This is a genomic window from uncultured Roseibium sp. (assembly GCF_963675095.2).
In the GTDB taxonomy this organism is placed as follows: Bacteria; Pseudomonadota; Alphaproteobacteria; order Rhizobiales; family Stappiaceae; genus Roseibium.
Genome location: NZ_CAXXSJ010000005.1, coordinates 1 through 12,547, shown reverse-complemented (window position 1 = coordinate 12,547; position 12,547 = coordinate 1). Strand labels below are relative to the sequence as shown.

General features: G+C 60.4%; 11 protein-coding genes and 7 pseudogenes. 7 read left to right on the top strand and 11 right to left on the bottom strand.

Features of this window, described 5'->3' with window-relative positions; all coding sequences use genetic code 11:
• Positions 1–617: 617 nt before the first annotated feature.
• The 9 genes and pseudogenes from gfa to ABIN98_RS02810 form a co-directional block, all read right to left on the bottom strand.
• Positions 618–1,187, bottom strand: coding sequence for an S-(hydroxymethyl)glutathione synthase (gene gfa / locus ABIN98_RS02850; RefSeq protein ID WP_346907227.1), 570 nt, complete (start codon positions 1,185–1,187; stop codon positions 618–620).
• Positions 1,188–1,308: 121 nt separating this feature from the next.
• A complete protein-coding gene (locus ABIN98_RS02845; protein WP_346907225.1) occupies positions 1,309–2,103 on the bottom strand; it encodes an ABC transporter permease in 795 nt (264 codons plus the stop codon).
• Entirely contained in the window at positions 2,100–2,843 is a 744-nt protein-coding gene (locus ABIN98_RS02840; RefSeq protein WP_346907223.1) for an ABC transporter ATP-binding protein, read from the bottom strand. The genes ABIN98_RS02845 and ABIN98_RS02840 overlap by 4 nt, the downstream gene beginning before the upstream one ends.
• Before the next feature lie 19 nt (positions 2,844–2,862).
• Complete coding sequence (locus ABIN98_RS02835; protein WP_346907221.1) at positions 2,863–3,294, bottom strand: hypothetical protein; 432 nt, start codon at positions 3,292–3,294, stop codon at positions 2,863–2,865.
• The gene (locus ABIN98_RS02830; RefSeq protein ID WP_346907219.1) at positions 3,291–3,923 is read right to left on the bottom strand and encodes an ATP-binding cassette domain-containing protein; all 633 of its coding nucleotides are present in this window, start codon (positions 3,921–3,923) and stop codon (positions 3,291–3,293) included. The genes ABIN98_RS02835 and ABIN98_RS02830 overlap by 4 nt, the downstream gene beginning before the upstream one ends.
• The gene (locus tag ABIN98_RS02825) at positions 3,920–4,666 is read right to left on the bottom strand and encodes an ABC transporter permease (protein WP_346907217.1); all 747 of its coding nucleotides are present in this window, start codon (positions 4,664–4,666) and stop codon (positions 3,920–3,922) included. Before ABIN98_RS02825 ends, ABIN98_RS02830 begins: the two co-directional genes overlap by 4 nt.
• A 6-nt stretch (positions 4,667–4,672) precedes the next feature.
• The gene (locus ABIN98_RS02820; RefSeq protein ID WP_346907215.1) at positions 4,673–5,722 is read right to left on the bottom strand and encodes an ABC transporter substrate-binding protein; all 1,050 of its coding nucleotides are present in this window, start codon (positions 5,720–5,722) and stop codon (positions 4,673–4,675) included.
• Positions 5,723–5,782: 60 nt separating this feature from the next.
• Positions 5,783–6,809: pseudogene (locus ABIN98_RS02815) on the bottom strand (PQQ-dependent catabolism-associated beta-propeller protein).
• A 69-nt stretch (positions 6,810–6,878) separates the two neighbouring features.
• Positions 6,879–8,040 (bottom strand): annotated as a pseudogene (locus tag ABIN98_RS02810) (ABC transporter substrate-binding protein).
• Between the two features lie 282 nt (positions 8,041–8,322).
• On the opposite strand from ABIN98_RS02810, the pseudogene ABIN98_RS02805 reads away from it, so the two are divergent.
• The 7 genes and pseudogenes from ABIN98_RS02805 (at position 8,323) to ABIN98_RS02775 (ending at position 11,105) form a co-directional block, all read left to right on the top strand.
• Positions 8,323–8,728: pseudogene (locus ABIN98_RS02805) on the top strand (DUF3280 domain-containing protein).
• A gap of 7 nt (positions 8,729–8,735) precedes the next feature.
• Positions 8,736–9,300, top strand: a pseudogene (locus ABIN98_RS02800) (SRPBCC family protein).
• Positions 9,301–9,357: 57 nt separating this feature from the next.
• Positions 9,358–9,681, top strand: a complete 324-nt coding sequence (locus tag ABIN98_RS02795) for a YncE family protein (protein ID WP_394701411.1) — start codon at positions 9,358–9,360, stop codon at positions 9,679–9,681.
• A gap of 24 nt (positions 9,682–9,705) precedes the next feature.
• Positions 9,706–10,260: a hypothetical protein gene (locus ABIN98_RS02790; protein WP_346907207.1), complete on the top strand. Its 555-nt coding sequence runs from the start codon at positions 9,706–9,708 to the stop codon at positions 10,258–10,260.
• Positions 10,245–10,550 (top strand): annotated as a pseudogene (locus ABIN98_RS02785) (thiosulfate oxidation carrier protein SoxY); the annotation flags it as partial. The gene ABIN98_RS02790 and the pseudogene ABIN98_RS02785, both read left to right, overlap by 16 nt.
• Complete coding sequence (locus ABIN98_RS02780; RefSeq protein WP_394701415.1) at positions 10,516–10,770, top strand: thiosulfate oxidation carrier protein SoxY; 255 nt, start codon at positions 10,516–10,518, stop codon at positions 10,768–10,770. The pseudogene ABIN98_RS02785 and the gene ABIN98_RS02780, both read left to right, overlap by 35 nt.
• Complete coding sequence (locus ABIN98_RS02775; protein ID WP_394701414.1) at positions 10,746–11,105, top strand: thiosulfate oxidation carrier complex protein SoxZ; 360 nt, start codon at positions 10,746–10,748, stop codon at positions 11,103–11,105. The genes ABIN98_RS02780 and ABIN98_RS02775 overlap by 25 nt, the downstream gene beginning before the upstream one ends.
• Before the next feature lie 34 nt (positions 11,106–11,139).
• Here the strand turns inward: ABIN98_RS02775 and ABIN98_RS02770 are convergent.
• Positions 11,140–11,716 (bottom strand): annotated as a pseudogene (locus ABIN98_RS02770) (PQQ-dependent catabolism-associated CXXCW motif protein); the annotation flags it as partial.
• Positions 11,716–12,543, bottom strand: a pseudogene (locus tag ABIN98_RS02765) (substrate-binding domain-containing protein). The pseudogenes ABIN98_RS02770 and ABIN98_RS02765, both read right to left, overlap by 1 nt.
• Positions 12,544–12,547: the final 4 nt, after the last annotated feature.

Genomic DNA, 12,547 nt, shown 5'->3' with positions numbered 1-12,547 from the left:
GAAAAGTACTTGAGGGGCCTGCGGGCCCCTCTTTTTCAGTGCCCGGATGCACCCGTCATGTCACAGGATGTGAAGCTTCACGGGAGCCGGAAAGCCATTGGATCGCGTTGTCCAAGGTACCATGCAACGAATTGCATAACTCCTTTGCCTCCAATCGGTCGGAGGTCGCGTAAAAGATGCGCCAGCGACCTCGAAAGATGGTGGACCCGGAACGGCAGGATTCGCAAAAAAACCGGCACAAAACAGCGAATTTTCGAAGTTTCCTAGAATCGGGATTTCTTGCGTATTTTGCTGCACATACTGCTGCACAAACTCCGACTAAACCCCGCAGATATTAACGATTTACAACTCCTATTCGAGTCCGGACTGGGTAGCCACCCGCCCTTCCTGAAAACTACAGAATTCCGACGCTCTCCGCGAGAGCGATCGACTGGGTGTTGGTTACGCGGCCAAAACGGCTGTACAAACCGGGGCCAACGACAATGCGCTTCTCGCGATCGCATGCGGCGTTTCCCCAGGCGGCTGCGAAACGCCATAAAAATGGAGCACCCTGCATTCGCCTGAACGCAGGATGCTCCAGCTGGTCCTGGGAGGTGGACACATCTTCTGTGCAGCCGTCAGGCCGCGAGGACGCCGCTCTGTTTAGCGACATGGGTCGCGATCGCATCCATCAGCGCGGGCGACAGGGCGTCGTAGGGCTGCAGACCGAGTTCCTTCAGCCTTGCGCGGATTTCCGGCATCTTGTCCGGGCTGACGCCGCTTTCAATGACCGACGACACGAAGGCCGCGAACTCGGGCGGCGACCAGCCATCCTGATCGCTCAGTTCGGTATGGACGAAATCGAGGCCGTAGAAGGGATGGCCCGTGTTTTCGATACGGCCGAACATATGCACGCCGCACTCTTTGCAGGCATGGCGCTGGATGGCCGCGTTGGGATCGACGACGTGGAGTTTTTCCTCGCCGGACGTGACCTTGACCTTGTTCCGGTCGACCACGGCGATCTGCGAGAAAATCGCGCCCGCCGGCTTCCAGCATTTGGTGCAGCCGCAGGCATGATTGTGCGCCGTCTGCGCGGCGACTTCCACGGTCACCGGGTTGGTCGCGCAATGGCATTTCAGCGTCCCACCGGCAAAGCCCGCCTTTGCTGGCGGAAAGCCATTATCAATGGCCGGATGCAATTTGATCATAGGGTTTCCTCCGCTTACATGACGATACGTCAGTACCATCTTTGCCCTGTTAGCATTGGGACAAACCCCGATTGAGGCAATACAGCGGAAAGTCTCGGTTTTCAGCCACTCACGGCCTTTATCAACCGCGCTTGCCGCGAAGCATCGTACGGGCTGGATCATAGCCCCACAGAGCGCCAAGCGCACAGATAACGAAAGCAACCGCAACCCATAAAAGTGCGAAGCCGTTGAACTGACCGTAGAGTGCGAAACGGATCAGTTCCACTGCGTGGGTGAACGGATTGAAGGCGCATATGTCGCGCAGGAGCTTGGAGCTTTCCTGCATCTTCCAAAGCGGATAAAGCGCGGAGGACAGGAAGAACATCGGGAAGATGACGAAGTTCATCACCCCGGCGAAATTTTCCAGTTGCCGGATCGTGGAGGAAATCAACAGCCCGAGCGCGCCCAGCATCAGGCCCGACACGATCAGCGCCGGCAGAACGTAGACGTAGCCCATCGCGGGCATTTCGATCCCGAAAAGGGCGGCCAGGCCCAGAAAGACATAGACCTGCAGGATCGAGACGGCCGTACCGGCCATAAGCTTGCAGAACAGCAGCCAGCTGCGCGGCAGCGGACTGGTGAGCAGCAGGCGCATCGACCCCATCTCCCGGTCGTAGACCAGAGACAGGGAAGACTGCATGGCATTGAAGAGCTGGATCATGCCGCACAGGCCCGGCACGATATAGACCTCATAGGTGATATAGGTCTGGTAGGGCGGAATGATCGAAAGCCCGAGGGCCGCGCGAAACCCGGCAGCAAAGACCACGAGCCAGACCATGGGGCGCACCAGCGAAGACAGAAAGCGGCTCCGCTGATTGAGGAACCGCCAGGCTTCCCGGACAACGATGGCCCTGAGCGCCACCAGATAGGCGGTCATATCGCCACCTCCCCCTCGCCCTCACGCGCCTTGTCCCGCGTCAGCGCGGTGAAGGCATCGACAAGGCTGCCGTCTCCGGCCAGAACACTTGCCCGTTCATGGGCCAGAACCTGACCCTTGTGCAGGACGACAACATCGTCGGCCGGCCGGATTTCATCGACCAGATGGGTCGCCCAGAAAATCAGGAGCCCGCTGTCCGCCAGGTCATGGGCATAGGCGGTAATCGCCGTCCGGCTGGGCGCATCGAGCCCGACGGTTGGCTCATCCAGCAACAGAACCTCCGGCTCGTGGATCAGCGCCCGGGCGATTTCCATGCGCCGCCTGTGGCCTCCATTCAGCGCGCGGACCTTTTCCGTCGCCCGCTCGCGCATATCCAGCCGGTCGAGAACAGAATCGATCCGCGTCGTCACCCGCGCGCCGGAAAGACCCTGGAGCGCCGCGAAGTAGGACAGGTTCCAGGCAACGGACATGTCGAGATCGAGCGTCGGCTGTTGAAACACGACACCGAGCCGGGCAAGCGCCTTGCGCGGCTCCTTCGCAAGATCGTATCCGGCGATCCGGATGCTGCCGTTGCGGGTCACAAACAGATGGGTCAGCAGGTTGAACAAGGTCGACTTGCCGGCGCCGTTCGGTCCCAGCAGGGCGCAAAACCGCCCTGCCTCCAGTTCGATTGTCACATCATCGAGCGCCTTTTTGGCACCGTAGCTGTAGCTGACATTCTGGACCGAAAAGACGTTCATGTGACCCCGGGTCTTAGACCTACTGGATGGTGATCTCGACACGCTGGCTTTCGCCGGTCGTCCCCGGTTGGCGCAGGAAATAGCGTCCCGGTTTGATCGCCAGAAACTCGATTTCCATGGTCCCGGCCTGGTCGAACTCGACGCTCTCCAGACCGAAGGGACGAACTTCCAGGCCGTTGATCACCACCTCGTTGACCCAGATTGCCCGAAAGAACCCCGGCCCTTCAAGACCGAGTTCGGCAGACCCGTCGGCGGTAATCTCGATCTCGTAGAGGGTGCCGGATTTGAGAACCAGCGGCCCCTCTGCAACCGGTTTTCCCGACGCAAGCGTCAGTTCCGGCAATTCCTCCTTGTTCGACTTGGACAGAAGGCCGGCAAAGCCGAGTTCATGCGCCTGAGCCGGCAAGATCAGAGCAATGGCCGTAAGGCCGAGTACGAAAAATTTTCTCATTTCACTTCCCCCTTGTGAAAAACCGGATGAACCACATTGGGAACGACGGTTGCCGGCGTTCCGGCAAGTTCCAGGGTCCGGTCGGCCAACTGCCGCGCCTCTTCCCTTTCGTGGGTCACGAACAGGGTTGCCGGGCCGACCTCGTTCATCAGGTCCCGTGTCAGGGCAACCATCTCGGCTGCCGTCTTTTCGTCCAGCGACACGAAAGGTTCGTCCAGGATCAGCAGCTCCGGCTTTCCGGCGAAGGCCCTTGCCAGCGCCAGCCGCCGCTGTTGGCCTAAGGACAATTGCCCCGGAAACTGGTCCGCCTTGTCCCAGAGCCCGACCTTGCGCAAGCTTTCGCGCGCCCCGACCTCCGACAGGTCGGGATGAACGAGCAGCAGATTGTCGAGCGCGCTGCGCCAGGGCAGAAGCGTCGGTTCCTGAAAGACGAAGGCCATGGCCTCCGGCCGCTGGACAGTGCCTTCGAAATCCGTATCGATACCGGCCACCAGACGCAGCAGCGTGGACTTGCCCACGCCGGATTTCCCCAGGATCGCAAGACATTCACCGGGCTTGAGCATGAAGGCGACATCCTTGAGGACCTGGGTCCTGCCGAAGGCCTTCGACTTGATATCGACCTGGATCACGCCAGCCTCCATGCCCGCACCCGCCGTTCGGCCGGCTGCAGCAACAGCCATTCCACCACCAGCATGAAACCGATGAAACTGAGCGAATAGACCAGCACCATGGCCACATCGAACAGCTGGAAATAGAGGTGGATCTGGAATCCGATCCCGTTAGACCGACCCAGGAACTCGACCACCAGCACGATCTTCCAGATGACGGCCATGCCGGACCGCGCAGCCCCGGTAATGAAGGGGGCAAGCTGCGGCAGGATCACGTGACGGAGATAGACCGGCCGGCGCATGCGGAACACCTGTGCCATGGCTTTCAGGTCCGGATCGAGCGCCCGGGCGCCTTCCCGAATGATCGTGGTGACGTTCGGGATCTTGTTGAGCGTCACGGCCATGATGGCCGCCGTCTCGTTCAGCCCGATCCAGAGATAGCAGAGCACGATCAGAACGAGAGCCGGCAGGTTGAGAAAGACCACCAGCCAGGGATCGAGCCACTGGTCGAGCTCCGGGTTCGTTCCCATGAGCAGCCCGAGAACGGTGCCGATGCTCATGGCCAGGCAAAAGGCCGCAATCACCCGGGCGACGGTGACGCCCAGGTGATAAAGCAGCTCTCCGGACGCCAGTTCCGACAGGAACGGCCGGACCAGATCGGCGGGCGACGGCAACACCGACGGATCCCCATTGATCCAGGCAGCGATCGTCCAAAACAGGACGAAGCCAAGCAGGGAAACCGTTCGGATGACAGAACGAGCCAAGGACCTTTACTCGACTTTCACGAAGAGACCCGGCGGCAACTCGCTTACATCGCCAACCAGCTTCTTGCCTCCAAGCCGGACCATCAACGCAAAGAATGTCGCCGCCCCGTCTTCGTTGACATTGCCCGGCGCCGGAATTCCAGCCCTGAAGTCATGCCGAAGGGTTTCGAACTGCGCGTCGGACTTGACGTTCATCTGGTCGCGCAGGGGCTCCCAGGCCGCATCGTCACTGGCCAGCAGGTCTTTTGCCGCACGGGATGCGCCGTAAAGCGCCTTGGCCATCTGCGGATTGTCCTTCAGATAGCTTTCCTTCACCACATATCCGAGCAGCGGAATATTGGGATCGAGGCCCAGTTCGCTGGATGCGGTCTCCACCGAGATCAGTTCGCGCATACCGGCCGCCTTCATCTTGGCGAGGAAGTGCCAGAAATTGATCGCGGCATCGGTTTCACCCGAGAGCCCTGCCTTGAAAACGAGCGGTGGCGCCCCGAAGACCTGTTCGGTTTCAGCGGCAAGATCGAAACCGTATTTTTCCTGGGCATAGGCGCGCAGGATCAGCCAGCTCTTGTCGACCGGCCCGCCGGCGATGCCGATTTTCTTGCCCTTCAGGTCCTCAAGGGTCTTTGCGGTGCTGTCCTTAGGCACCACCATGCCGCCGACAGCCTTCGAATAGGGAATGAAGACATAATCCTTGCCGGCTGCCCGTTGGCGCGCGACCCAGATCCAGTCGGCCACGGCCAAGTCCGCTTCGCCACCTTCCAGGGCGACACGGGTCGCACCGTTGTCCGCATAAGGCTTCATCTCAAGCTCGAACCCGTTCGCCGTGTCGAAGCCGTTCCGCTTGATGGTGTCCAGTTCCCAGTTGACGGTGCCGATCTTTAGAACCGCGGCCCGAAGCTTGGGTTGATCCGCAGCCTGGGCCTCATTTCCGCCGGACAAGGGGCTCAGGGCCGTCCCGAGACCGGCAATGGCAAGCCCAACAAACAGCCGTCGGCTGATCCGGCGCCATGAAGAGCGTCTCACTCCGTCTCGTCCAGTGTCTTCCGCAGTGTTCATGATTTCCTCCCGTACTTGCCTGTCTTTCTTGAGGTGCGCCCCCGTTTTCGCCAACCGCGATCAAGTTCCGCCGCATCGATGCTCAACCTTGACCGGGGGCTGCCTTTTTTCTTTTTCAGTTCGGTGCGACCACCACACGCCCCAGGGCTGCTGGCCAACCTGGATCGATTTGACAGCCTCTTGCTCCGCCACATCGATCACCGTCACATCGTTGGAATTTCCGTTGGTCGTGATCAGGTACTTTTCGTCCCGGTGTGAATTCCAGGTGCCACACACGCTGTCCGACCCAGGATATAGCGGACGACTTCATGGCTCTGCACATCGACGACTGCGACCCGGTTCGCGGGCCCCAGGGCAACGAACAGAAACTTGTTGTCGGAGGTGATCCGCATCCCCACTGGCTGTAGCCATTCCGGCTGGACCCCGGGCACCTCAAATCCGATCTTCGCTTCCAGTTCCGGCCCGTTCTCGCCAAGCATGTTGATGACGGACACCGTTCCGCCGATTTCGGAACTGACAAAAAGCTTCGTTCCGTCATTGGTGAAGCGGGCATAACGCGGCCGCTGATCGACCAGCACATTGTACTTGATCTTGTAATCGTCCGTGGCGATGAAATGCGCCATGTTGGTTGTCTCGGACGTATTGACCACGTATTTCAGGTCCGGGCTGACTGCCATTCCCTCCGGCTCGACGCCGACCGGGATTTCCGCCAGCACCCGCCTTTTTCGCAGTGTCGACGACCGTGACCAGGTTGTCGTCCTCGTTGGAAACGAAGAGTTCGCTGCCGTCCGGACTCAGCACGAAGAATTCCGGATCGGGGCCGGACGGCAATTGCCACAGAAAGTCGAGGGTTTCTACATCGAAAACCTTGATGGTGTCGTCATCGGACGCGCAGACATAAAGATGCTTGCCGTCCGGGCGTGATCCCGATCCCCCGGGGTCTGTTCCCGGCCGGAAACTCCGTGACCGGCTCCCAGGTCTTGCTGTCGATGACGGTGACCGTATTGCCTTTCTCGTTTGAAACGAAAACCTTATTCGCCCACGCCGGGCCGACCGCCGAAAAGCAGGCCACGGCCACGACCGGCAAGAAGCGCCCGCCGGAACCGCAAGCCGTTGCGGGAAATTTCTTGTTGCCGACCGGATCATGTCAGGGCCCTCAATTGTCGAACGCCTTGCAGGCGGATTCGGGTTTATCGATCCCCAGAGTGTCCAGAGGAGATCGCTGATGGAGAAAGCCTTCCTGCGGCGACACGCTGACCGTGATCTTGCTGTCTGTCAGGAGGATCGGCTGGCGCAGCTGGCCATTCCATGATCGGAAGGTGACCTTCTGCCCCTTGAACGCGGCCAGTTCGAACGCATCGCTGAGCATGTAGGTCTTGAGCACTTTCGGGTCCGCACTCCCCCGTGCGTGTCACAGCCTCCTCCGACCACGCGGACGGCCAGCCAGGTATTGTAGTCAATCGGGCTGCATGTAACGGCCGGCCAATTTTTCGAAGCGGCGCTGAAACTGGGTCGCGCCCCAGGCTTCGTGTGCCGCTTGAAAGCTGACCGGACGTAGCCCGGCGGATCCGGCGACCGGGCGCGGATCCCACGCGTGGAACGGCAGGTAGAGTGCGAAGACATCGCTTTCGTCCGCGGCGACGATAACGTCGTGGTCCGCCGCCGCCTGGGTGAAGACCGGAATCTGGCGTTGAACCAGCACATGTCCGCTGTCGGCCCGACGGGAGCCGCCGGTGTCTTCGAACACCCGCTCCTCGACGATCTTCGCGCCGAATTTGGCGGCCGAACGGCGATAGTCCACGCCAAGCTTCTTGTCGTCCGGGTGGGACCCTTCGATCAGGAACCACCGGTTCCATTTCTTCCAGATAAGGAACTGCGCCACCGCATCAGCCAGCATCGCCCGGCTCGGCGCCACATGAAACAGGTTCGCCCCGGCAATCGGCCGTCACGCAGACGCGTGTCCCGGAGCACTCGCGTTGAACGCCAGTACATCCGGTCCCCGCCGCATCGGCGACGCGCAGGACATCCTCGCCGTGACCGAGCACCACGAGATATCTGATCCCCTCTCCGGTCAGCTTCCGCGTTGCCGCTTCCACGTCCTCCGGCGGCGTCGCCACGGTCACCGTGGAATATTGATGGCCGAGAAAAGATCCCGTCGTCTGATTGTCCTCGTCCCCGAGCTTGCCGCCTGCAAAGCCCAGGTCATCCGGCTTGCGGTCATATCGGGATATCGGCACCAGCTCCGGATAGTCGACCCGGACGATACCGATCCTGACCTCCACCGCGGCTGCAGGTGTGACGATGCCTGCCAAAGCCATCCAGCCCGCGAAATACCCCGCGAGCAACGTGCAGAACACGCCAATGCGAACCAGCGCGCGTACTGTCATATAAGGCGTTTCCCATATCCTGCTTTTTCTTGAGTGTGCCAGACAAGCAAGTTGCAAAAAAAACCGATACTTTAGGATCCATTGCGGTACACCGGACGCGCTCCTAAGATGTGTCCATGAGACTGTTTCTGGCCTTCGCTGTGTTGCTTGTCCTGACCGTTTTTCGCAACGGCGGACGAATTTGTCCCCGGCAGCAAGGTCGCCTTTCTCGGACTGACATTTCTCGATACCTCGACCGAGGGCGCCTATAACGGCGTCAGGGCCGACGAGACCGAACGTCTCGCCCTGCTGGACAAGCTGATTGAAGACCGGTACCGCAAGGAAGGCATGGTTCTGATGGACCTGTCTCCCATCTCGGAGACCCTGGCAAAGACCGTCAATCCGGCCAACTGCTATGGCTGCGAGGTGCGCATGGCGAAACAGCTCGGTGCGGATTTCGTTCTGGTCGGCATCGTTCAGAAAGTCTCGAACCTGATCCTGTCCATGAACCTGGTCATGCGCGCGGTCGAAACCGGCAAGGTCGTGCGGGCCCGTGTCGTCGACATACGCTCAAAACACGGACCAGTCCTGGACCCGTGGCATGAATTACATCCTCAAAACCGCCTTCTTCAAGGAATGAATACGACATGCTGTTGAGACTGATCGCGGCCCTTTCCATGCTGCTCACATCCCTTTTTCTCGCCACTTCTTCGCAAGCGCATGGACCGACGCGCCAGAAGTTCGCGCTGACGACCGAAGTGCCGGCAGCACCCGCCGATGTCTGGGCGGTGATCGGCAACTTCCAGGACATGAGCTGGCACCCCCGCTGTCCATTCCACGACCGCGCGAAGGCGGCAATGCGAAAGACGCTACGCGGGTCCTGACACTGAACGAAGAAGGCGGTCCGACCATCTCGGAGGTGCTGTACAAAATACAGCGCCGAAAAGATGAGCTACTCCTACCGGATCACGGACGTGAAAGTGGAAGTCCTGCCGGTCACCAATTACTCCTCCCATTCTAACCGTCTAACCGGGAAAGGATGGAGGGTCCGTGATCGAATGGAAGGGCGCGTTCTATCGCGGCTACCCCAACAACGATCCACCTGAAAACCTCAACGACGAAGCCGCCATCGCGGCCGTTACCGCCGTTTACAAGGCCGGCCTCGATGCCCTTCACGCACGTTTTTTCCGGGAACTAGGCGGCTTCTGCTAGGCATCCTCCTCACCTCCCCCGCGAGCGGCACAGCGCTCGCGGGGGTCTTTTGCCTTCGTGACCAACCAGAACAGCTCCGATGTCAGCGTTCTGGATCTTGAAAGCCGCAAGGAAATCAGACGGGTACCTGTTCCCGGAAAGCCGGCCGGCATCGCGGTCAGTTCACCGTTAAAACGCCTTCTACACGGTCAGCCCGGCACAGCAAGACGGTCCGCCGGTTTTCCCTTTCCACATGCGAGATCCTGGCGAGCGCCGAACTGCCCGGTGGACCGATGGCCGTTGCCGCCGATCCCGGATCCGGTCTCGTTTTCGTATCGGACTGGTACAATGCCCGCATCTTTGTTCTGGATGCCGAAGATCTTACGCTCACCGGGGAACTGAAAACGCGGTGGAGCGCCGGCGGAGATGATTGTTGCCTGCGCAGACGGCAGCTGGCTCGCCTCCGCCGACCGGGATGCAAACCAGGTTTCGATCTTCAACCTTCCGGACATGACCTTGCGGGGCCGCATTCCGGCGGGCGAACGGCCCTTCGGTATCAGCGTCGATCCGCAAGGGCGGATTCATGCCGCGAATGTCGGATCGGATTCCGTCACCGTCATCGACCCGGAAACAGCATCGGTCGTTGCCACGGTGCCGGTGGGCGCCCGCCCCTACGGCGTGGCTTTCGCCGCCGGGCGCGCCTTTACGACCGACCAGTATGCGGACACCGTCAGCGTCTACCGGCTTTCCGACTTCCTGCCCGAGGACACACTGGACGTGGGCGAATATCCGGAAGGCATCGACGGCACACCGGACGGCAGGCTGATTGTCTCGGCCAACTGGTTTTCCAATACGGTCAGCCTGATCGATCCGGACACTGTCGAAGTTATCGGCGAAATAGAGACCGGTGACGGTCCGCGCGCCGATGGAAAATTCATCCTCGAAACTTCTGGAGGAGACGTTCCATGCCAACAAAACTGACACGCCGGACCATGAGCCGGACATTCATCGCCACCGCCCTCCTTCCCTTTCTCCTGTCGGGACCGATTGCCGCGAGCGAAGGAAGCTGGCCGGATCTGCGTTCGGAACTCTATGGCGAGCGTTTTCTCGGCGTCTCCGAGGAAGTGATCAGCATCGAGGTTCCCTACCGTACGACAAACGATGCCCGCACCGGCGTCACTGTCCGGCTGGCCGCACCCGAGGGGCACAGCATCAAGACGTTTCAGCTGATCCTCGATGAAAATCCGATGCCGGTGTCGGCGCAACTTGTCTTTGCCCGCCCCCCTCGCCGATTTCGAATTCGCCGCAACGATGCGTGTCAACGGTCCGACGCCGGTCCACGCGGTTGCGGAGCTGGAGAACGGCCAGCTCTTCATGGCGGAAAGCTTTATCAAGACCTCCGGTCAGGCGCCTGTGCGGCACCTCCAGGCACCGACCCGGTCCTGGCGCTTGAGACCCTGGGACAGATGGAACTCGTCATCCGGCCGCTAAACGATACGGCAAGCCTCGTCCGGAAATTGCGAAACGGCAGTACCAACGACCTCGCGCTCGATGTCGAAATCAGCCACCCGAGCCATTCGGGCATGCAGAGGGACCAGGTCTCCCTGCTCTACATTCCAGCCCGCTATGTCGAGACGCTGGAGATCGAGCTGAACGGCCGCCCCTTCGCCACCATGAGCGGAAGTATCTCCTTGAGTGAGAATCCGCAAGTTACCCTGTCGGTTCCGGCCGGCACCCGGCGTGTCAGGGCCAAGCTGACGGATTCGGACGGCACGGTTTCGGACGTAGAACGCGAACTGACCCGATTACTGAAACAGCCCGCTTGAATATCCCGGAGGGGCTGGAGCCTATTGCGGGCTCCGGTTCCGGCTCGACCCTTTCGACCGGGTAATCCTCGAAAGTCCAGCCGTCGGTCCCATCCGGATACCAGTAAACGGTCTCATAGCCGTATTCGAGCGCCCTCTTTGCGGCGTTCCAGGACATCCAGCACTCATCGAGACAGAAGAACAGCACCGCGTGTTTCCTGTCGCCTCCCGTTGCCTTAGCAAGGATGGTGCGGAAATAGTCTGCCGTCACCTCCGCGATCCTACCGTAACCGACATTGGGCAGCCACAGGCTTCCCGGGATCGAAAGCCGGGGCTTTTCGTGCCAGATCGTTCCCTTGGGGAGGTTCTTCGGCTTCGGCGCACGCGGCAGCACATCGATGAAGGCCGTTTGCCCGGCTTTCCAAAGCACGTGGGCGTCCGCAGTCGAGACGACCGTTGCCCCCTTGCAACGTCTCCGGGACCGGCCCGCGATAAGGATCTTCCCGGTAACCGGCCGGCTCCGGCACGGTTTGCGAGGAAGCAAGAGCCGGCCAGATCATCACGGTGGCTGCGAGCAGCAGGGTCAGGAGTAGCTTGTTTTTTCGCCGCCTTTCGGCGACGACGGGCAACATCACTTATCTTCTCCGTAAAGCGCCGTTCCCATATCATTCAGAAGCGGCACGCCGGCCTCGATGAGGATCGCATCGATCTCCTTCTGATTCCGCCGGATCAGGGAATTGAGCTTGCGCTGCCAGACCTTTTCCCCCTGCCGGACACCCATGGTGATGCGGTAGAACAGATTGGGCGGCAGGGTTTCCTTCATGAGCGGTATGACCTCCAGGTCCGGATAGCCCTGCTTCACCAGCGGTCCGCCGATCGGGCCCCAAAGGATTGCCGCATCGACATCGCCAGACGTCAGGTCCTTGAGCATGTCGACAGAGGGTGATTCATAGCGTCGGTCCACCACAAGGTTATAGGGCTTGGCTTTGCCGATAAGGCCGTTGCGCGCCATGTGGGTCGCAGGCGGCGACCCGGCAATGATGCCGATCCGTTTGCCCTTGAGGCCGGTCATCCGAAAGTGTCGTCACCGCAGCGAGGTCACCGTCCTTCGGCACGATCAGCGTGTAGACAGACGTCATGTAGTGATTGGTGTTCAGCACAAGTTCATGGCCCTGGGCATAGCCCATGACCACATCGCACCGGTTTGGCGCGCAGCGTATTGCGAATAAAGCCGGTCGCCATCGGATACCACGTATAGGTAACCGGCAATTCAAGCTTCGCTGCGAACAATTCCGCCAATCTGTTTTCGTAACCGGCACCGCTCTTGTCCGACACGGGCAGGTTCGCCGGAATCGGCGCACACCCGAAAGGCGTTGTGTGAGACCAGATCCGATGTCTGCGCACCAGCCGGTGTTTCGTGACCAAGCACGGCGCAGAAGCAGACGGCGGCGAACGCCATGGTC

What these genes read in the sequence shown, in the direction of transcription:
- gfa (WP_346907227.1), bottom strand. Translation starts at nt 1,187, where the DNA reads ATGATCAAATTGCATCCGGCCATTGATAATGGCTTTCCGCCAGCAAAG.
- ABIN98_RS02845 (WP_346907225.1), bottom strand. Translation starts at nt 2,103, where the DNA reads ATGACCGCCTATCTGGTGGCGCTCAGGGCCATCGTTGTCCGGGAAGCC.
- ABIN98_RS02840 (WP_346907223.1), bottom strand. Translation starts at nt 2,843, where the DNA reads ATGAACGTCTTTTCGGTCCAGAATGTCAGCTACAGCTACGGTGCCAAA.
- ABIN98_RS02835 (WP_346907221.1), bottom strand. Translation starts at nt 3,294, where the DNA reads ATGAGAAAATTTTTCGTACTCGGCCTTACGGCCATTGCTCTGATCTTG.
- ABIN98_RS02820 (WP_346907215.1), bottom strand. Translation starts at nt 5,722, where the DNA reads ATGAACACTGCGGAAGACACTGGACGAGACGGAGTGAGACGCTCTTCA.
- ABIN98_RS02790 (WP_346907207.1), top strand. Translation starts at nt 9,706, where the DNA reads ATGATTGTTGCCTGCGCAGACGGCAGCTGGCTCGCCTCCGCCGACCGG.
- ABIN98_RS02780 (WP_394701415.1), top strand. Translation starts at nt 10,516, where the DNA reads ATGAAAATCCGATGCCGGTGTCGGCGCAACTTGTCTTTGCCCGCCCCC.
- ABIN98_RS02775 (WP_394701414.1), top strand. Translation starts at nt 10,746, where the DNA reads ATGGAACTCGTCATCCGGCCGCTAAACGATACGGCAAGCCTCGTCCGG.